The following is a 20,123-nucleotide window of genomic DNA, read 5'->3' on the forward strand; positions in this document are numbered from 1 at the left end:
GCGGTGACCGCTCGACCCGTCAGGAGCAGAACATGCAGTTCGACCAGCCGACCGACCGACCCGGCAGCCACCTGCCCGACTTCGTCTCGCGGCACGTCGGCCCCGGTCCCCAGGACATCGCCCACATGCTCGAGGTCGTGGGCCAGCCCTCGCTCGACGCGCTCAGCGACCGCGCCATACCCGGCGCCATCCGCCAGGCCGGCCCGCTCGACCTGCCCGCGGCACCGAGCGAGAGCGCCGTCATCGACGAGCTGCGCGCGCTGGCCGCACGCAACAGCGTGGTCCGCTCGTTGATCGGGCTCGGCTACTACGGCACGGTGACCCCGCCGGTCGTGCGCCGGGGCGTCCTGGAGAACCCCGCCTGGTACACCGCGTACACGCCCTACCAGCCCGAGATCTCCCAGGGGCGGCTCGAGGCGCTGCTGAACTTCCAGACCATGGTCAGCGACCTGACCGGCCTGCCCATCGCCGGGTCCTCCCTGCTGGACGAGGCGACCGCCGCCGCCGAGGCGATGTCGCTCATGCATCGGGCGACCCGCTCCGGGCCGGATGCGGTCGTCCTGGTCGACGAGCGGGTCTTCCCCCAGACCGTCGCCGTCATGCAGACCCGGGCCGGCGCCGCCGGCCTGGCCATGGCCGTGCGCGACCTGCGCGCCGTCACGAACGCCGAGCAGCTCGCCGCCGCGGCCGAGGGCCGCCGCGTCGCGGGTGTGGTCGTGCAGTACCCGACGGCCACCGGCGAGATCGTCGACTGGCGGCCCCTCGCCGAGGTCGTCCACTCGGTCAAGGGCCTGCTTACCGTGTGCGCCGACCTGCTGGCCCTGACCCTGCTCACCGCTCCGGGGGAGTGGGGCGCCGACATCACGGTCGGCAGCGCCCAGCGTTTCGGGGTCCCGATGGGCTTCGGCGGCCCGCACGCCGGCTACATGTCTGTCCACCGGGGTCTCGAGCGCCAGCTGCCGGGCCGGCTCGTGGGCGTGTCGGTCGACGCCGCGGGGGAGCCGGCCTACCGGCTCGCGCTGCAGACCCGCGAGCAGCACATCCGCCGCGAGAAGGCCACCTCCAACATCTGCACCGCCCAGGTGCTGCTGGCGGTCATGGCGAGCATGTATGCCGTGTGGCACGGACCCGAGGGGCTGACCGCGATCGCCCGGCGGGTCCTGGCCCACACCACGCGGGTGCGTGCCTCCCTGGCCGCGGCCGGCGCCGACGTCCTCGGCGACACGTGGTTCGACACGGTCACGCTGTCCGTGCCCGGCCGTGCCACCGAGCTGGCGGGCCGCTTCCTCGAGCACGGCCTGAACGTGCGACGGGTCGACGACGACCACCTCGGCCTCAGCTTCGACGAGACGACCACCGATGACACCGTCCGGGCCGTCTGCGAGGTCCTCGGCGCCCAGGTCGCGGCCGAGACCGACGAGCCGAGCGGCATACCCGGCTCGCTCACCCGCACGAGCGAGTTCCTCACGCACCCGGTCTTCCACGCGCACCGCTCCGAGACGGCGATGCTGCGCTACCTGCGAGCCCTGTCGGACCGTGACTTCGCCCTGGACCGGGGCATGATCCCGCTGGGCTCCTGCACGATGAAGCTCAACGCGACCACCGAGATGGAGCCGATCAGCTGGCCCGAGCTGGCCGACCTGCACCCGTTCGCCCCCGCGGAGCAGACCGTGGGCATCCGCGAGCTGATCGGGCAGCTGGCCGACTGGCTGGCCGAGATCACCGGGTATGACGCCGTCTCCCTCCAGCCGAACGCCGGATCGCAGGGCGAGTTCGCCGGGTTGCTCGCGATCCACGCCTACCACGAGGCCAACGGGCAGGGCCACCGCCGGGTGTGCCTGATCCCGGCCAGCGCCCACGGGACCAACGCCGCTTCGGCCGTCATGGCCGGGCTCAAGGTCGTCGTCGTCAAGACCGCCCCCGACGGCAGCATCGACATGGACGACCTCAAGGTCAAGATCGAGGCCCACCACGAGCAGCTGGCCGCGATCATGGTGACCTACCCGTCCACCCACGGGGTGTACGAGGACACCATCGCCGACCTGTGCGCGCTCGTGCACGACGCCGGCGGGCAGGTGTACGTCGACGGGGCCAACCTGAACGCGTTGGTGGGCCTGGCCCAGCCCGGGAAGTTCGGCGCGGACGTCTCGCACCTGAACCTGCACAAGACCTTCTGCATCCCGCACGGCGGCGGTGGCCCGGGCGTGGGGCCGGTCGCGGTGCGCGCGCACCTGGCCCCGCACCTGCCCAACCACCCGCTGGCACCGGAGGCCGGGCCGGTCGGCGGCGTCGGCCCGGTGTCGGCGGCGCCGTACGGGTCGGCCCTGATCCTGCCGATCTCGTGGGCCTACGTCCGGCTGATGGGCGGCGCGGGGCTGCGCCACGCCACCCAGGTCGCGGTCCTGAACGCCAACTACGTCGCCGCCCGGCTGCGCGACCACTTCCCGGTGCTGTACTCGGGTGTCGACGGCCTCGTCGCGCACGAGTGCATCCTCGACCTGCGGGGCCTGACCGCCGAGACCGGCGTCACCGTAGACGACGTCGCCAAGCGCTTGGTCGACTACGGCTTCCACGCCCCGACGATGTCCTTCCCGGTCGCCGGGACGCTGATGGTCGAGCCGACCGAGTCGGAGGACCTGCACGAGCTCGACCGGTTCTGCGACGCCATGATGGCGATCCGCGCGGAGATCGACGCAGTGGGTCGTGGCGAGGTCGCGGTTGCCGACAGCGTGCTGCGGCACGCGCCGCACACCGCACGCGACCTGGCCGGGGAGTGGGACCACCCGTACGACCGGGCCACCGCGGTGTTCCCCGCCGGAGTCGTGCCGGGGGACAAGTACTGGCCACCGGTGGGGCGCATCGACCAGGCCTACGGGGACCGCAACCTGATCTGCTCCTGCCCTGCCCCGGAGGCGTTCGAGGACTGATCCGACCCGCCTCGTCTCGCCACGGCCGCGCCCTCTCGCGCAACGGCGCGCTTTGTGGTTATCTCTGGTCGTGGGCGCCGAAGTCGAGCAAGCAAGGTACACCCGGGAGCAGCGACAGCAGTACCGCGAGAAGGTGCGTCGTGATCTCGACGTCTTCGAACGGATGCTCAGCCGCAGCACGTTCGAGTTCGACCGGCCGATGACCGGCCTCGAGATCGAGCTCAACCTCGTCTCCGCCGACCTCGGGCCGAAGCTGGACAACAAGACCGTCCTCGAGCAGATCGCCGACCCGGCCTACCAGACCGAGCTGGCGCGCTACAACATCGAGCTGAACGTGCCGCCGGGGCCGTTGCCGGGCAACGCGGCCCTCGAGCTCGAGGAGCACCTGCGCACCTCGCTCAACCGGGCCGACCAGCGCGCCGCAGAGCTCGGCGTCGGCATCGTCGCGATCGGCATCCTGCCGACCGTCATGCCGGAGCACTTCGAGGGCGACTGGATGAGCGAGAACATCCGCTATGCGGCGATCAACAACGCCGTGCTCGACGCCCGGGGTGAGGACGTCTGGCTCGAGATCGAGGGCCCGACGGGCGAGCGCATCGCGCGCTACTCCGACTCCGTCGCCCCCGAGTCGGCCTGCACCTCGATCCAGCTGCACCTGCAGGTCAGGCCCGAGCGCTTCGCCGACATCTGGAACGGTGCGCAGGTGCTCGCCGGACCACAGCTCGCGCTGGGCGCGAACTCGCCGTTCTTCCTCGGCAAGCGGCTCTGGGCCGAGACCCGGATCCCGCTGTTCACCCAGTCCACCGACACCCGGCCGGCCGAGCTGAAGGCACAGGGCGTGCGGCCCCGGGTCTGGTTCGGCGAGCGGTGGATCACCTCGATCTTCGACCTCTTCGAGGAGAACGTCCGCTACTTCCCCACGCTGCTGCCCGAGATCACCGACGAGGAGCCGGAGCTGCTTCTCGAGCAGGGCCTGGCCCCGGAGCTGAAGGAGCTGCGGCTGCACAACGGGACCATCTACCGGTGGAACCGCCCGATCTACGACATCTTCGGGGGGCGGCCGCATCTGCGGGTCGAGAACCGCACCCTGCCGGCCGGTCCGAGCATCGTCGACGTCCTGGCCAACGCGGCGTTCTACTACGGCGCGCTGCGGATCCTCTCCGAGGAGGACCGTCCGGTCTGGACCCAGATGAGCTTCTCGGCCGCGGAGTCGAACTTCGAGGAGTGCGCCCGGCTCGGCATCGACGCCCGGGCCTTCTGGCCGGGGTTCGGCGAGGTCCCGGCGACCGAGCTCGTCCTGCGCCGGCTGCTGCCGATGGCCTACGACGGCCTGACCCGGTGGGGGGTCTCGCAGGCCGTGCGCGACAAGTTCCTCGGCGTCATCGAGCAACGCTGCATCCTGGGGATCAACGGGGCGTCCTGGCAGACCGAGTGCGTCGCGCGGCTCGAGGGTCGGGGCCTGTCGCGGCACGAGGCGTTGCGGGAGATGCTGCGCGCCTACATCGACGGCATGAACGCCAACGAGCCGGTGCACACCTGGGAGCTGCCTCGCGAGCCCTGAGTCGCGGGGCTGCCGGCCACGACAACTGCAACCGGCGTGGGCTCCCGTGGGCGGAGTGTCCCGAGTGGCCCGCTATCTCAGCCCTGGCGGAAGATGCGCCAGGGCGAGATGTTGAACGCCCCGATGCACCGGGTCGCGCGGTGGTGGGTCAGCACGCTCATCGAGCCGGCGTCCATGACGAGGTGGGCGGCGAAGCGGGGGTCGACCTGCAGGTAGGTCGCGGCCAGCACCCGCAGCGCGTGGCCGTGCCCGAACAGGGCGACGTCGCCGTGCTCGAGGCCCGGCCAGACCCGGTCGATCACCTGCTGACAGCGCGCGGAGACCTGCTCGACCGTCTCGCCCGGCGTCGCCCCCGGGACCACCCCGTCCGCGAAGAGCTCCCACTGATGCCCGAGCCGGCTGCTGATCTGCGGCGTGGTGATCCCCTCGTACGCACCGTAGTCCCACTCGCGCAGCAGGGGCTCCACCTCGAAGCGACCGACCCCGGCCAGCTCCGCCGTGCGCCGGGCACGCCGAAGCGGTGAGACCAGGACCTGCTCGAACGGGTGGCCGTGCAGTATCTCGGCCAGCTCCCGGGCGGCCCGCTCGCCCTCGGGCAGCAGCGGCAGGTCCGTGGTGCCGGTGTGCTGGCCGGTCAGGGACCACTGGGTCTCTCCGTGCCGGAACAGGTAGATGTTGCCGGGCAGGACACCGTCGGGCGCGCGCATTGGCCCAATCTAGCGACCCGGGTCCGGAGGGGTCCGAGACCGTCGCACCAGCTCGAAGCAGACCACCGCTGCGGCCGCCGAGACGTTGAGGGACTCGACGCCACCGGCCATCGGGATCGAGACCCACTGGTCGACGAGCGCACGGACCTGCTCACCGGGCCCCGCGCTCTCGCTGCCGAGCACGAACGCGACCCGGCTCGGCAGCCGACCGGTGAACAGGGCCACGTCCCCGGACGCGTCGAGACCGACGACGTGCATGCCGTCGGCGCGCAGCGCGGCCACTGCTTCCGCCGCCGTGGCGCACTTGAGGATCGGCGCCCGGAAGGCGACCCCGGCCGAGGACTTGACCACCAACGGGTCCAGGGAGGCCACCCCGCGCCGCGGCACCACGATGCCGTCCAGCCCGGCCGCCGTCGCCGAGCGGATGATCATCCCGACGTTGGCCGGCGTCGTGATCCCGTCGAGCACCAGGACCGTCGCGAGGCGTCCCTGCGCCAGCGCCTGGGCCAAGGGCCGCATGCGCGGTGCGATGACGTCGGCGAAGACGCCCTGGTCCTGCCGGCCGTTGCCGGCCAGCTTCCTGACCCGCTCGGCGGAGGCCCGCTGCACCGGCACGCCGCGCCGACGCGCGGCCTGCTCGATCCGGCGCAGCGACTCGCCCCGGGCCCCTTCGGCGAGGACGACCTTGTCCACACCGACCGCCCCGTCGAGCAGCACCTCGAGCACGGGTTGGCGGCCGTAGACCGTGATGAAGCGGTCCTTGGGGGAGACGTCGGTGCGCACCGCGTCAGGATCGCACAGCGGAAGGACACGGTATGCCGCCCAGCCGGGTGAGCGGCATACTGCTGCGTCGTCGGTGGGCGCGGGCCCCACCCGGTCACGCGCGGGTCGGGAATGTGACGGGAGCATCCCATGTTTGGTAAGTTGAATAGTCAACTACTTAGACCTTGGGGCACGACATGCAGTTCGGCATCTTCAGCGTCGGTGACGTCACCACCGACCCCACCACCGGGCGCACCCCGACCGAGCACGACCGGATCAAGGCCACCATCGAGATCGCCCGGAAGGCCGAGGAGGTGGGCCTGGACGTCTTCGCGACGGGGGAGCACCACAACCCACCCTTCGTCGCCCCACCGAACCCGACGGTGCTGCTCGCGCACCTTGCCGCGCTCACCGAGCGGATCGTCCTGACGACCTCCACCACCCTGATCACGACGAACGACCCGGTCCGGCTCGCCGAGGACTACGCCTACCTGCAACACCTCGCCGATGGCCGGATCGACCTGATGACGGGTCGCGGCAACACCGGTCCGGTCTACCCGTGGTTCGGCAGGGACATCCGCGACGGCATCCCGCTCGCCATCGAGAACTACGCCCTGCTGCATCGGCTGTGGCGCGAGGACTCCGTCGACTGGCAGGGCAAGTTCCGCACGCCGCTGCAGGGCTTCACGTCGGTGCCGCGCCCGCTCGACGGGGTGGCGCCGTTCGTCTGGCACGGCTCGATCCGCAGCCCGGAGATCGCGGAGCAGGCCGCCTACTACGGCGACGGGTTCTTCGCGAACCACATCTTCTGGCCGGCCGGCCACACCCGGCAGATGGTCGCGCTCTACCGGCGCCGCTTCGAGCACTACGGCCACGGCAGCGCCGACCAGGCGATCGTCGGGCTCGGGGGACAGGTCTTCATGCGTGCGAACAGCCAGGACGCGGTCCGCGAGTTCCGCCCCTACTTCGACAATGCGCCCGTCTACGGGCACGGGCCCTCGCTGGAGGAGTTCACGGCCCAGACGCCGCTGCTGGTCGGCAGCCCCCAACAGGTCATCGAGGCCACCTTGGGCTACCGCGACTACGTCGGCGACTACCAGCGCCAGCTCTGGCTGCTCGACCACGCGGGCCTGCCCCTCAAGACCGTTCTCGAGCAGCTCGACATCCTCGGCGAGCAGGTCGTCCCGGTCCTGCGCAAGGAGTTCGCCGCCCTCAAGCCGGCGCACGTGCCGGACGCACCGACCCACGCCGCGCTCGTCGCCGCCGCCGGCGGCGCCCACGACCCGACCGTCTACGCCGCGGCGGACGACGTGACGGGCGCCTCGCCGGAGGCGTCCCGCAGCACCGTGAAGGAGAACCGATGACCGTCCGTCTCGCCGTGATCACGGCCGGGATCACGCAGCCCTCGTCCACCCGGCTGCTCGCCGACCGGCTGCTCGGGGCCGTCACCGCCGCGCTGGGCGGGCCGGCGGCCGTCGCCGTGGAGATCGTCGACGTGCGTGAGCATGCCCACGACGTGACCAACAACGTGCTGACCGGGTTCGCCTCGCCGGAGCTGCAGGGCCGGCTCGACGCGATCGCGGCCGCCGACGCGGTGATCGTGTCGACGCCGATCTACAGCGCCTCGTACAGCGGACTGTTCAAGATGCTCGTCGACGTGCTGCCTCCGGACTGCCTCCGGGACAAGCCGGTCCTGCTCGGCGCGACCGGTGGCACCGCCCGGCACTCGCTGGCCATCGACCACGCGCTGCGGCCGCTCTTCGCATACCTCGGCGCTCTCGTGGCCCCCGTCGCGGTGTTCGCCGCGTCGCAGGACTGGGGGAGCTCCGAGGCGGGCCGGCTCGGCGAACGCATCGAGCGCGCCGGGACCGCGTTCGCCCGCCTGGTGACGGGTGCGCCGGCCCCGCGGCAGGTCGACCCGTTCGAGCAGGTGACCCCGTTCCGGACGCTGCTTGCCGAGGTGACCGGCGCAGCCTGAGGGCTCGACAACCTCGCCCGTCGACTCTGACCCCGACCCCGGGCGTGGCGCCCGGCGCCCGCGGCGCCCGCGGCGCGTCAGGGCAGGTCGGGGCGCAGCTGGTCGAGCACCAGGTCCGCGATCGCGAGCGAGGCGGTGGCGGCCGGCGAAGGGGCGTTGCGGATCGCGAAGACGTTCCCGACCCGGCTGAACCGGAAGTCGTCGACGAGGGAACCGTCTGCGTCCATGGCCTGGGCCCGGACGCCGGCCGGCCCACGGACGACGTCCTCCGGGGTGATCTCGGGGACGTAGCGGCGCGCCGCCGCGATGAAGGCCCGCCGGTTGAGCGAGCCCCACACCTCACGCACCCCGGTGGCGGCGTTGGCCCGGGCGAAGGTGCGAAACCCCTTGAACGACACCAGCTCCCGCAGCTCGCGAGCCTCCAGGTCGCGGCGCAGGTAGCCCTCGCGAGCCAGGGCCAGCACCGCGTTGGGCCCGAGCAGCACGTTGCCGTCGACGCGGCGGGTCAGGTGCACCCCGAGGAAGGGGTAGCGAGGGTCGGGAACGGGGTAGATGAGCCCCTTGACCAGGTGGCGGGCGCTCGGCACCAGCTCGTGGAACTCCCCGCGGAACGGGACGATGCGCGGGAACGGCGAGTCGCCGGCCAGGGCCGCGAGGCGGTCGGCCTGCAGCCCCGCCGCGATGACCAGCAGGTCGGCCTCGACGGTGTCGCCCGAGGCCGCGGTCAGCCGGGTGGGCGAGCCGACCGAGATCGAGGTGACCTCGAACCCGGTGCGCAGCCGGGCGCCGTGCTCGCGCGCGTCCGCCAGGAATGCGGCCGCGACCCGGGCGAAGTCGACGATGGCCGTCGTGGGGGAGTGCAGCGCGGCCCGGCCCTGCACGTGCGGCTCGATCTCGCGCAGCTCGGCAGCGTCGAGCCAGCGCAGCCCGGGGACGCCGTTGGCGACCGCGCGTTCCCGGATCCGGGCCAGCCGGCCCTCGTCGCGGGCGTCGAGGGCCACGACGACCTTGCCGACCTCCTGGTAGGGCAGGCCACGCTCGTGGCAGTACTCGCGCAGCCGGCGCACCCCCTCCCGGGAAAGGCGGGCCTTGTCGGAGCCGGGCTGGTAGTAGACCCCGGCGTGGACCACACCGCTGTTGCGTGAGGTCTGGTGGCGGCCCGGCTCGTCCTCCTTCTCGAGCACCGTGACCGAGGCGGCGGGGTGGCCCATCGCGAGGGCGCGGGCGATCGCCGCACCCACGATCCCGGCACCGACGACAACGACCTTCTGCTCCGCCACGCGCTCACGGTAACGCCTGCGCTCGGCTGTGCGGTCGAGAAGGGCTGCATCCACGGCACCGTCCACAACCGGGAGGCGTGGTGCGGGCCGTCCACAGTCGCTCGGGTGAGGAGTGCCGGGGGTACGACCGGGCAGCAGAGTGGGGGCATGGAAGGGAGTCGCGATGTCCAATGTCATCCACCTGCTGACCCGCCGGCCGATCGAGTCGCCCGAGGAGGTCCTGCCCCGTCCCGACGAGTGCCTCGCCTGCTTCGTGCACCGGATGGTCGGGCGGCAGGGCTGCTCGGCCGCGCTGCGCTGGGTGGAGCAGTTCCGCGTGCACCGCACCCGTCGGGCCACGGCGCTTGGCCGCCGGCTCGTCGCCCGGGGCGCCACCTGTGACTGCAGCGTCACCGACGTCGTGTGGCGCCCCGGTCCGCAGCTGTGGGAGTGGAGCGAGGCGGGTCAGCTGGTGCCCCCCGAGCAGGTGCCGCCCTGTCCCGGGGTCCGACCGGGCTCCACGCAGCCGTGCCGGCTGTGGGTCGCGGTGGCCGACCTGGCGATCTGACCCCGGGCGCGCCTGCAGGGCCCGGATCTTCATGGCAGGGTGTGCCCATGGCGAGGTACTTCGATGTCCATCCCGTCGACCCGCAGCCCCGGGCGATCCGTCAGGTGGTCCAGATCCTGCGCGACGGTGGCCTGATCGCCTACCCGACCGACTCGTGCTTCGCCCTCGGCTGCTCGCTCGACAACGCGGAGGGCAAGGAGCGGATCACCCGCATCCGGCACCTCGACGAGCGGCACCACTTCACCATCGTCTGCGCCGACTTCGCCCAGCTGGGCCAGCTCGTCCACCTGGACAACTCCGTGTTCCGGGCGGTCAAGGCAGCCACGCCGGGCCCGTACACATTCATCCTCCCGGCCACCAGGGAGGTGCCGCGGCGCCTGCTCCAGCCCAGGAAGAAGACGGTCGGCGTGCGCATTCCCGAGCATCCCGTGGTCCGTGAGCTGCTCAAGGAGATGGGCGAGCCGATCCTGTCGAGCACGCTGCTGCTGCCCGGCATGGCCGACCCGCTCACCGACGGGTGGACCATCAAGGAGGAGCTCGACCACAGTGTCGACGCGGTCATCGACTCGGGCGAGTGCGGGCTCGAGCCGACCACGGTGGTCGACTTCAGCAACGGCTACGCCGAGGTGGTCCGGGTCGGGGCCGGGGACCCCAGCCCGTTCCGCTGACCGCTGACCCGGTCACATCTCCTCGTGGGTGGCCGAGTCGCGGTCGGCGAACCCGCCGTCCGGTCTGCTGAGCGCACCGATCGCCGCCAGCTGCGCGTCCGTGAGGGCGAAGCCGAGCACGTCGAGGTTGGCGGCCTGCCGGGACGGTGTCGCGGACTTCGGCAGCGGCACCGAGCCGAGCTGCAGGTGCCAGCGCAGGACCACCTGCGCGAGGCTCACGTCGTGCGCGCGCGCTGCCTCGACCAGGGCGGGCTCGTCCAGCGGCTTGCGGTACCGGCCGAACGGACTCCAGGCCTGGGTGCAGATCCCGAGCTGCTCGTGCACCCGGCGCTGGTCCGGCCGGGAGAACCACGGGTGCAGCTCGACCTGGTTGACGGCCGGCACCACCCCGGTCGCCTGGATGATCGTGTCGAGGTGCTCCGGCTTGAAGTTGCTGACGCCGATCGTGCGCACCAGCCCGTCGCGCTGAGCGGTCACGAGGGCGCGCCAGGCCTCCACGTAGCGCCCGCGGCTCGGGTTCGGCCAGTGGATCAGGGCGATGTCGATCTGCTCCACCCCGAGCAGGCGCGACGACTCGCGCAGCGACTCCAGGGCGAGCTCGTAGGCGTGGTGCCGGCCGGGGATCTTGGTCTGCAGCAGGATCTGCTCGCGTGGCACGTCGCTGCGCCGCACCGCCTCGCCGACCTCACGCTCGTTGCGGTAGTTGACCGCGGTGTCGATCAGCCGGTAGCCGAGGTCGAGCGCCGAGCCGATCGCCGCGACGGCCTCCTCGCCCTTCATCGGGTAGGTGCCGAAGCCCAGGACCGGCAACCTGGTGGCGTCGTTGAGCTCGATGGTGGGCAGCGTGGTCACCGTCTCACCGTATGCCGCCGAGTGCCGCCCGGCCCAGTGCGATCCACTCGCCGTGGGGATGGCAGGTACCCCAGACCTCGGCCGGGACCTCACGCCCGTGGCGCCAGCGCCGGGCGCCCAGGACGGTGCTGTCCGCGGCGAGGGCGCCCGCCTTCGGGACGGGCAGCCCGGGCACGCACCCGAGGGGTTCCGCCGTGACCCAGCTGACCGCGGCGAACGACCCGGCGACCTGGGCCAGCCGCGCGGCCAGCTCGGCCCGACGCTCCCGTCGCACGTAGGTCAGGGCCCACGAGCTGAACACCAGCAGGTGGCCGGCCGACCCGTCCGAGGAGCCGGTGCGGGCCAGCGCCTGCTCGACCGTGGCCGCCAGATCGTCGACCATGTCACCGGCCCGGAGGGTGGGCGGGTCCGCACGCACCATCGCCAGGGCGGCCCGGAACCGTTCGACCCGCCCGGGGACGTCCGGCCAGAGGCAGGCCTCGAGCCAGCGCACCGCCGTCTCGTCGCCCAGGTCGACGGGGGCCAGGTCGAGCCCGACCCGCCCGATGATGCGTGGCAGCGCCAGGTCCGGCAGCGGGCCCGGGGAGCGGTCCTCACCGTGGCAGACCACCGGTGAGGCCGGGTCGCCGACGACCAGCGCGACGCCGCGCCGGTGCAGCTCGACCCGGTACCGGTCGACCGCCAGGAGCAGGCCGGCGCTGGCCCCGAGCTCGACCAGCAGCGCCGGCCGGCTCGGCACGTCCCGGGAGGCGAGGGCCAACCCGACCGCGACGTAGACGGCCCGGTTCACCTCGTTGGTCTGCGTGCGCCGGGTCGCGATGGTGCGCCGCAGGTCGTCGCGGTTCGCCCGGATCGTGGCCCGCACGTCCGGCCAGGGATCGCCGGAGGCTACGCCCTCGGGGCCCACGACGCTGGCGTACCACCGGGCGGCGGGCAGGTCGGGTCGTCGAAGCACGAGGTCGTGCAGGGCGGCGAGCAGGAGCACGGGCCGGGCCTGGCCGGGCTGGGCGTCGAGCAGCAGCGCCGCCGCCTCCGAGTCGTCGGCCAGGCCGAGGCAGATCGCCCGGTAGAGGGGAAGGTTCGCGTAGTCCCGGGCGAACCGGGCGAAGTCGGCCCGGATCTCGTCGACCCGGGCTCGCTCGGCGGCATCGGAGGGCTGAGCCGGCACATCTGCCAGCGTAGGTGCCATCCGGGCCTGCGGCGTGCCCGCCGGTCACGCCCGCTCGAGCAGGACCATCACCTCGTGGTGCTCCGTCTGCGGGAACATGTCGAACAGCCGGGCTGCGACCGGTCGCAGCCCGGGCAGCATCGCCAGGTCTGCGGCGAGAGAGCCGACGTTGCAGCTCGAGTAGACGACATGGCGGGCGCTGGACCCGGCGACCCAGCGGGCAAGCGGGCTGCCGAGGCCGCGCCGGGGCGGGTTGACGACCACGGCGTCGGGAGCGCTGCGACCGCGCGCGGCCGCCACGTCGGTGAGGTCGCCGACCGTGAAGCGCAGCCGTCCCGGGACGGCGCCCGACTCGACCAGGGCCCGGGCACTGATCCGGGCACCAGCCACCGCCTCGGGAGCCACCTCGATCCCGCAGACCTCGTCAGGTGGTGGCGACCCAACGGTGGCGCAGTGCAGCGCGAACCCGCCCACGCCGCAGAACAGGTCCCAGACGACGCGGGGCGACACCGCCGCGAGCCACGTCCGGGCCTGGCGGTAGAGGGCCGCCGCCACGGCGGTGTTGGTCTGGAAGAAGCTGTTCGGGCGCAGTTGGAGCACCGCGTCGTTGACCCGCATCGGCAGCAGCGCTCGCTCCGTCAGCACGATCTCGCGCCGGCCCTCGAGCACCGCCTTGTGCTCCGGCTGGATGTTGAGCGAGACCACGGCGGCGGCAGGGATCTCGCGTCGGATCGTCGGCAGGTGCCGACGCAGCAGCGTCTCGTACCGGCGGGACCGGACGACGAAGCGGATCATCACCTCGCCGTCGGGGGAGTGGGTCAGGATCAGGTGCTTGAGCTCTCCGCGGCGCGCGGGCACGTCGTAGGGCTCGAGGCCCATGGCATCGACGACGTCGGCGACGCGGGGGAGCACGTCGCCGAGCCCGGGCTCGTACAGGCCGCAGTCGCGCAGGTCGACGCCGGCCCCGAATCCGTCCAGGATCCCGATGCTCACCCGGCCCGGCCGGCCGCCGACGGCAAGCTTGGCCTTGTTGCGGAAGCGCGACTCGGCGCTGGGGTAGGGGACCAGCCACGCGCCCGGCGCGACGAACTGTGCCAGCGCGCGACGGCAACGATCCTGCTTGGCGGCCAGCTGAGCGGCATACTCCACGCCCATCAGGGCGCACGAGCGGCACCGTGCGGAGTCGAAGTGGTCGCACTGCATCGCGCCCAAGGGTATGTCGCCGGGCGACCCCTGGCCGGCACCAGCCGCTCACCCCGAAGCCGAGCATAATGAGCCGTGCTGGCTCGGGCACACCGACTCGGGAGGACGCACATGCCGTCGATGAGCAGTACCGAGAGCATCTTCCTGCGCCTCGAACGTGACGGGTACCCGATGGACGTCGCGGGCATCTACCTGCTCGAGCCCGGCCCGGAGGGACCGTTGCCGCTCGATGACGTCCGCGCGCTGTTCGGCCAGCGGCTGTCCGGCTCGCCGGTCGTGAACCGGATGGTCGCCCACGCGCCCCTGGGCATCGGCGAGGACCGCTGGACCCAGACGGACTACGTGGACCTCGAGGCGCACGTGCGCCATCGGCACGTCCCGGCACCGGGCGAGCTGTCCGACCTCCTGGCGAGCATCCTGGAGATCTCCGGTGAGCCGCTGGACCGGGGCCGGCCGCTCTGGCAGGCCTGGTACCTGACCGGCCTGGCCGACGGGCGAACGGCGTTGGTCCTGCGACTGCACCATGCCGTGATCGACGGCATGGGCATGATCGCGCTGCAGCAGCTCCTCTTCGATGCCGCGCCGACCCCGGTAGCCCGCGATCGCGAGCCGGCGCCGCTGACCGGTCGGGCGCACCCGTCGGTGGTGCGCCGCGCCCTGGTCGAGATACCGAGCCGGGTCGTGGCCAGCACCGCCGCCACCCAGCGGCTGCTGGGACGGCTCGTGCCGATCGTGCCGCAGGTGGTGGAGGGCTCGACCCGGCTGCTCGCGGACGCGGCCGGCCAGGTCGGCGCCCTGGCCCGGGTACCCTTCCGGATCCGGCTGCCCGGCTACGTCCCCTCGCCGACCGACGCACCGCCGGTGACGCTGTTCAACCAGCATGTCAGCGACCCACTCAAGTCCATGGCGGTGGTCACCCTGCCCTTCGAGCAGGTGCAGTCGGTGCGCCCTCTCGTCGCCGGGGCGACCGTCAACGACGTCCTGCTGGCGCTCGTGACCGGGGCGATGCGCGACTACCTGGCGGCGCGCGACGACCTGCCCGCCCGGTCGATCCGCACCACGTGCCCGGTCAACGTGCGCACCTCGGGCGAGCAGGGCACGCAGGGCAACCACATCACCACGATGTGGGTCGACCTCCCGGTGCACCTGGCCGAACCGGTGGAGCGGCTGGCGGCGGTGCGGGCGAGCTCGGCTGCGGCCAAGGCGGCCCTGCCCCAGTCGCAGGCCGACTGGGACGCGCTGGCCGACGTCGGCGACCTGCTGCTGCCCGGAATCGTCACCGCCGCGATGGCGTTCGCGGGAACCAAGGCCTTCACCCTGTTCCCGCCCACCCAGAACCTGACCGTCTCGTCGCTGGCCGGGCCCCGGGAGCCCACCTACCTGGCCACCAGCCGGGTCGCGAACATCTTTCTGCGCGGCATCGTGTGCCCGCCGATCCACCTGTTCGTCGCCGCCATCACCAACGGACAGCACGTCGATGTCAGCGTCACCACGGTGCGCCAGCTATGCCCGGACCCGCAGGCTCTGGTCGACGGGATGCGCGTCGAGCTCGACCGGCTGCTCGCCGCCGGCTCCTGAGCCAGGGCACCGGCGGGGCCGGTCGGCCGGTCTCGCGGCGATGGTTCAGCAATCAACTCATTTTGGTGACTTGGAGTAGGCTCGCGGCATATGCTCCAAGGCAAGGCCAGACGGGCACGCTGAGCACCCGGTGGGCCTGGTGGTGGGGGCACAGACAGGCTCGCTGGCTTGGGGGATCGACTCCAACGGGCCTGTCTGTGCAAGGCCTCGGTGACCGGATCGCCGCCGCGAGGTGGGGATGCGACAGGAGCCTGGTCAGCCGGCGGGCTCGGCGCCCCCGGCCCGGGGCCGGACGCCAGTGTATCGGTCTTCAGCCCATTTCGCTGCGGTTGCCTGTGATCTGGAACGTCTCCTGCCTTCGGCTCCGAACCGAGCCGGGGGAGCCGGGTTTGCCTCCGGCGCGCTGCGGCTGCGCGGGCGGGAGCATCCGGTGCGGCCGCGGCCCACTCGGCCGGACGTTCCGGGGCGGGAACGGAGAGGACGGCGCGGGCGAACAGCTCGCCGGGAGGAACGGACAACTGCTGCGGTGTGACCGTGACAGCGCACGCTCTGCTCGACGGCTGCCCTGTGGCGCCGACCGCGTCGGCGGTGCGAGATGGCTTCCGTGCCGGGGCTTACCGCCTGGGCCCGGCGGGTGCGTGGACGTACTGCCGCCACACGTATCGCGATGGGATGACGGCGAAGAGGAGAACGACGAGCGTACAGTTCATGGCCACCTCGGTCGTGACGGGTCGTCCGCCCGGCCGTCCACAGCCGTGGGCAGTGCAACCAGGCCGAGTCAGGAGACCTTACACAGCGCCCTCGAACTGGCCTGCCGTCAAGACGCTACTGGCCGCCGCGGGAAACATCGAGGACGCCCGAAAGCCAGCGTCTGGACGGCGGCGCTTGCCTCACCGCGCGCGGAGCAGTCGAGCGCCATCAGTATGCGAAGCTCCGAGGTGGGGCCGGCTGGCCAGCGTCAGATGCTCAGTCTCTGCGCACTCGTGCGCGCAGCTCGCCGGAACAGGCGCCACGCGCCACCCGGCCTGGGTCACCGACGGCTCGAACGGCCTGCGTATCGTCGGGGGAGTGCGAACCGGGCTCGTTGTGCGGTGAGCGGCATACCGAGTAGCGAACTGTCGTCGGGCTGCTCGGTTGAACCAGTGGAGCGCCAAGTCGGCGACCGCGGCGGGGGCGTCGTCGGTGATGAAGTGCGCCGCGTCGTCGCGCCTGCCGCCGTTCCGCCCCCCGGCCAACCGCTCGGAGCGAGCCTCCGGTTGCCGGGTGGGCGATGCCGTGCTGGACTGATCGCGTCATACGGAACTGCACCCAACAGAACGGAACCACGATGGCCGACAAGCGATACACCATTACTGTGATCACCGGGACCAGAAGGTTCGCGGACACACGGGCCAAGGTCTACATCACGGTCAACGGCACGCTGGGCAGCAGCCCGGAGACCCAGCTCGAGGGCGAGTTCGGGCTCGGCAGCACGCGAGAGTTCACGTTCGAGTTCCCCGACCTCGGCAGTCTGAAGACGGTCGACGTCCGCCAGGACGACTCCGGCACCGCCCCGGCCTGGTTCCTCGGAAAGATCCTCGTCAAGGACAACACCACCAACGCCACCTGGGTCTTCCCCGCTGACGAGTGGCTCAGCGACACCGCGACCCACACCCTCGTCGGTGAGCTGATGCAGTCCGGGGGGACCATCTACTACTCCGCCGACCAGATCCACGCCCTGAACTCCGACCCGACCGGGACCGTCACGGACGTCAGCGACGTCGTCGTCACCACCAGCTACGTGTACGCGCTGACCCTCTCCGGCGCATGGTTCGTCAAGGCCGGCGCCGATGCCGTCAACCCCTACCGGCAGATCAGCGGTGTCCCGAAGGTCGACTCCGTCTGGGGCGGCACCGCCTCGGACTACGGTTACGCCATCTCCGGCGGGAAGGTCTATGGTGCGGCGGCCAACACCGACGGGTTCGAGGTGAGCGACGCGTCCGGGGTGATCAGTCTGGCGACCACCGGTGGTCGGACCTTCGCGTTGGACTCGCAGGGTCATGTCTACCGAATCCTCGACGGCGAGAAGGCCTTTCATCAGGTGATGTTGGGCACCGACCCGACGACGCCCCTGTCCGACGTGACCGCGATCGACGGGAACCAGGGCGGCGGCTACGGATGGGCCATCGCCGGCACCGACATCTACTTCATGCTCGACAACAACCTCGCCTACCTGTCCACGACCACCGAGAAGAAGCCCAGCAACCCGGTGTTCCTGTCGATCGGCGCATCCTGGGCGTATGTGCTGGACGAGGACGGCAGCGTCTGGTCCCACTACGCCGCAGCACCTGGCGACTGGACCCGACTCGTCGGGCTTCCCGGCAAGGCCACCTTCCTCACCTCGCAGCTGGGCACCGACTACGTGTGGGCCATGTCCGAGGGCGCACCCTACTGGGCCTACTACACCAACGGCTTCGCGAGCGCCAACGCAGGCTCCCTGGCCGGCAGCATCACTCAGCTGTGGGTGGGCGCGAACTACGCGTACGTGCGCACCAAGGCCGGCCAGTGGTGGCGCAGCAACCAGCCCTCGACCACCGCCCAGTGGGGTCAGATCACCGGGACGCCACGCAACACGGTCCACAAGATCGCCACGAACTGGGGCAACTTCGCCTGGGCCATCGCCGACCGCGACATCGCCGACCCGGCCTAGAGGGCCGGACCGCGGGCTGGCCGGGCGCGCGCCCAACGGTTACTGGATCCCCAGCCACGATCAGCGCCGCGGACGCTGGTGGCGCGGTCCCGGGCGGTGCCCCCGCCCGGGAGCGCGCCCAGGATGCGCTGGCCGGGCGCCAGCAGCCCGGGGTCAGATCATGGCGCCCGCGGCGACGGCGGGCACCATGACAATCTGTCATAATCGAGATTATCGGCACATCGAATTTCCTTGCAGGCCCCAGCGCGATATTGAACGCCGATAATTTTAATTATGTCAGCATGGCACTCTCGGGTTGCCGATCCTTCGGACAGCCGGCCGTACCTGACCTGATCATGTCCGTCAGTTCTCATCCCATCGTGACGCAGTCTCACCGTTCGTGACGCACGGCGTGGTTTGTCTCATCCGTCGTGACGCCACACCACCTCCCGCAGACGTTGGCCGAGCTCCGCGAACGCCAGGTCACGCCAGTTGCCGACAACACCGGCACATCATCGGCAACGCTAGGTTTGCAGGACGTAGAATAAGTGACGGCTTAGGTGACAGACCCCGATCTGAAAACGGTCGATCGGATATGTGTCACCTAAACGGTCGTATAGATGACAAGGGGGCGGCGGTGCTGGTCGGCTACGCGCGGGTCTCCAAGGCGGACGGGTCGCAGACCACCGACCTGCAGCGCGACGCGCTGATCGCCGCCGGCATCGCCCCGGAGGCGCTGTACGAGGACAGGGCCTCCGGCAAGGGCGACGACCGGCCCCAGCTGGCCGCCTGCCTGAAAGCACTACGCACCGGCGAGGACACGCTGGTGGTGTGGAAGCTGGACCGGCTCGGCCGGGACCTGCGCCACCTGGTCAACATCGTCCACGACCTCACCGGGCGCGGCGTCGGGTTGCGGGTCCTCACCGGGCAGGGCGCCGCCATCGACACCGCCACGCCCTCCGGCAAACTCGTCTTCGGGATCTTCGCCGCGCTGGCCGAGTACGAGCGGGCGCTCATCTCCGAGCGCACCAGGGCCGGGCTCGCCGCGGCCCGGGCCCGCGGCCGCAGGGGCGGGCGCCCGTTCAAGATGACCCCGGCCAAGGTCCGTCTGGCCGCCGCCTCCATGGGACGGCCCGACACCAACGTCGCCGCCCTGTGCCGGGAGCTCGGCATCACCCGGCAGACCCTGTACCGGCACGTCTCACCCACCGGCGAGATCCGGGACGACGGCAACAGGGTCCTCGCCCGCCGGTAGCTGATCCGCGGCCCGGGGATGATCTCGGTCCCCCACCCGGAATCGGCGGGCGGCCTACTCGCCGTCGTCGATGGCCGCGTACAGCGCGTAGTCGGGCCGCCCCGATCTCCCGCCCGACACCTGGGCCAGCTTCACGGTGACCGGTCGGCGTGACGGCTATGGCACGGGGGATGACGCGCGCCCGACCTGGCGCACCGACTTCGGGGGACCAGGAGCGTCTCGTACGTAGCATCCCCGGAAGGCCGCCTCGCCGTCCCCGTAGCGCGATCCACCTATCGGGCGCAGAAACTCCCCCCGTGCAGCGGACTTCGGACATCCGTGCAGACGACTTCGGACATTGACACATGGACTCTAATCTGACGTTCGTCACCGGTGTCGCGGAGTGTGGTGTACGGGTGTACCCCAAACCGACACAGTAGGTTGCCGGCCGCTACTTGAGGAGGGCCTGAAAGGGCTGGTGAGAAAACCTCACTGCGTGAGAGGAGGCCACCACAAGTGGACTTCCCACACCCCACACCCACAGCGTGGGCGCAGCAGCTGGGAGACGACACGAGTGCACATCAACCTCAATCGCCTCCCCAATAGTCTCATTCCCCGCGATGCCGCATCTTATCGCGAGAAGCACGCCGTTTTCGACGGTTATGACGTACTTGCTTCGCGACTAGCCCCTCCACCATCAGCCAGGCGCAGGCACTAATCCATAACAGGGCTATCGATGAGCCGCTAGACGAAATTCCGACCACAACAAGGCTGACCGCTGAGCTGATGACCCATAAGTCCCGCTCCAACACGGTTTTGCCAATATATACGGTCAGCATGAAAGCGGCTGCCAGAACGACCAGGAGTAGAATCGGCGCTTCATCGATTACAGACGCGTTGCTCACCGGCCGTTGTCCCTGGCTCGCTTGGCGTAGTACAGGTTTGCCCCCACAAGTATGGGTCGTACTCTTGGGGCCTGAACAGCTCCAC

At 71.3% G+C, this 20,123-nt stretch carries 15 protein-coding genes; 9 read left to right on the top strand and 6 right to left on the bottom strand.

Annotated features, from left to right (window positions below):
- Nucleotides 1–32: 32 nt before the first annotated feature.
- On the top strand, nucleotides 33–2,927 hold the full coding sequence (gene gcvP, locus WMI84_RS04705) for an aminomethyl-transferring glycine dehydrogenase (protein ID WP_347350857.1): 2,895 nt from the start codon (nucleotides 33–35) through the stop codon (nucleotides 2,925–2,927).
- Nucleotides 2,928–2,997: 70 nt separating this feature from the next.
- Nucleotides 2,998–4,488 carry a glutamate--cysteine ligase gene (locus WMI84_RS04710; RefSeq protein ID WP_347350859.1) on the top strand — a complete coding sequence of 497 codons (1,491 nt, stop codon included), beginning with the start codon at nucleotides 2,998–3,000 and terminating at the stop codon, nucleotides 4,486–4,488.
- A gap of 77 nt (nucleotides 4,489–4,565) precedes the next feature.
- Here the strand turns inward: WMI84_RS04710 and WMI84_RS04715 are convergent, their stop codons facing one another.
- Nucleotides 4,566–5,195, bottom strand: a complete 630-nt coding sequence (locus WMI84_RS04715; protein ID WP_347350861.1) for a histidine phosphatase family protein — start codon at nucleotides 5,193–5,195, stop codon at nucleotides 4,566–4,568.
- Nucleotides 5,196–5,204: 9 nt separating this feature from the next.
- Nucleotides 5,205–5,978 carry an RNA methyltransferase gene (locus WMI84_RS04720; protein WP_347350862.1) on the bottom strand — a complete coding sequence of 258 codons (774 nt, stop codon included), beginning with the start codon at nucleotides 5,976–5,978 and terminating at the stop codon, nucleotides 5,205–5,207.
- 176 nt (nucleotides 5,979–6,154) lie between these two features.
- Here WMI84_RS04720 and WMI84_RS04725 point away from each other — a divergent pair, with 176 nt between their 5' ends.
- Both WMI84_RS04725 and WMI84_RS04730 read left to right on the top strand, forming a co-directional pair.
- Nucleotides 6,155–7,321 carry an LLM class flavin-dependent oxidoreductase gene (locus WMI84_RS04725; RefSeq protein ID WP_347350863.1) on the top strand — a complete coding sequence of 389 codons (1,167 nt, stop codon included), beginning with the start codon at nucleotides 6,155–6,157 and terminating at the stop codon, nucleotides 7,319–7,321.
- Nucleotides 7,318–7,935, top strand: a complete 618-nt coding sequence (locus WMI84_RS04730; RefSeq protein WP_347350864.1) for a CE1759 family FMN reductase — start codon at nucleotides 7,318–7,320, stop codon at nucleotides 7,933–7,935. Before WMI84_RS04725 ends, WMI84_RS04730 begins: the two co-directional genes overlap by 4 nt.
- 77 nt (nucleotides 7,936–8,012) lie before the next feature.
- On the opposite strand, the gene lhgO is transcribed toward WMI84_RS04730, so the two are convergent.
- On the bottom strand, nucleotides 8,013–9,215 hold the full coding sequence (gene lhgO, locus WMI84_RS04735) for an L-2-hydroxyglutarate oxidase (RefSeq protein WP_347350866.1): 1,203 nt from the start codon (nucleotides 9,213–9,215) through the stop codon (nucleotides 8,013–8,015).
- Between the two features lie 163 nt (nucleotides 9,216–9,378).
- Between lhgO and WMI84_RS04740 the strand changes: the two genes are divergently transcribed.
- Entirely contained in the window at nucleotides 9,379–9,762 is a 384-nt protein-coding gene (locus tag WMI84_RS04740) for a DUF2695 domain-containing protein (RefSeq protein WP_347350868.1), read from the top strand.
- 47 nt (nucleotides 9,763–9,809) lie between these two features.
- Nucleotides 9,810–10,430, top strand: coding sequence for an L-threonylcarbamoyladenylate synthase (locus tag WMI84_RS04745; protein ID WP_347350869.1), 621 nt, complete (start codon nucleotides 9,810–9,812; stop codon nucleotides 10,428–10,430).
- A 12-nt stretch (nucleotides 10,431–10,442) separates the two neighbouring features.
- On the opposite strand, the gene WMI84_RS04750 is transcribed toward WMI84_RS04745, so the two are convergent.
- From WMI84_RS04750 to WMI84_RS04760, 3 genes are read right to left on the bottom strand one after another with little or no spacing between them, the layout of a single operon-like run.
- A complete protein-coding gene (locus WMI84_RS04750) occupies nucleotides 10,443–11,282 on the bottom strand; it encodes an aldo/keto reductase (protein ID WP_347350870.1) in 840 nt (279 codons plus the stop codon).
- 4 nt (nucleotides 11,283–11,286) lie between these two features.
- Nucleotides 11,287–12,450 carry a DUF2332 domain-containing protein gene (locus WMI84_RS04755; protein ID WP_347350871.1) on the bottom strand — a complete coding sequence of 388 codons (1,164 nt, stop codon included), beginning with the start codon at nucleotides 12,448–12,450 and terminating at the stop codon, nucleotides 11,287–11,289.
- A 45-nt stretch (nucleotides 12,451–12,495) separates the two neighbouring features.
- Entirely contained in the window at nucleotides 12,496–13,653 is a 1,158-nt protein-coding gene (locus WMI84_RS04760; RefSeq protein ID WP_347350873.1) for a methyltransferase domain-containing protein, read from the bottom strand.
- A gap of 120 nt (nucleotides 13,654–13,773) precedes the next feature.
- Here WMI84_RS04760 and WMI84_RS04765 point away from each other — a divergent pair, with 120 nt between their 5' ends.
- From WMI84_RS04765 to WMI84_RS04775, 3 genes are all read left to right on the top strand, one after another.
- Nucleotides 13,774–15,231 (top strand): wax ester/triacylglycerol synthase family O-acyltransferase, encoded by a 1,458-nt coding sequence (locus WMI84_RS04765; protein WP_347350875.1) that lies wholly within the window; start codon nucleotides 13,774–13,776, stop codon nucleotides 15,229–15,231.
- Between the two features lie 1,327 nt (nucleotides 15,232–16,558).
- Nucleotides 16,559–17,920 (top strand): PLAT/LH2 domain-containing protein, encoded by a 1,362-nt coding sequence (locus WMI84_RS04770; protein WP_347350877.1) that lies wholly within the window; start codon nucleotides 16,559–16,561, stop codon nucleotides 17,918–17,920.
- 616 nt (nucleotides 17,921–18,536) lie between these two features.
- Nucleotides 18,537–19,154: a recombinase family protein gene (locus WMI84_RS04775; protein ID WP_347350879.1), complete on the top strand. Its 618-nt coding sequence runs from the start codon at nucleotides 18,537–18,539 to the stop codon at nucleotides 19,152–19,154.
- Nucleotides 19,155–20,123 lie beyond the last annotated feature (969 nt).

The organism is Intrasporangium sp. (genome assembly GCF_039812505.1).
In the GTDB taxonomy this organism is placed as follows: Bacteria; Actinomycetota; Actinomycetes; order Actinomycetales; family Dermatophilaceae; genus Intrasporangium_A.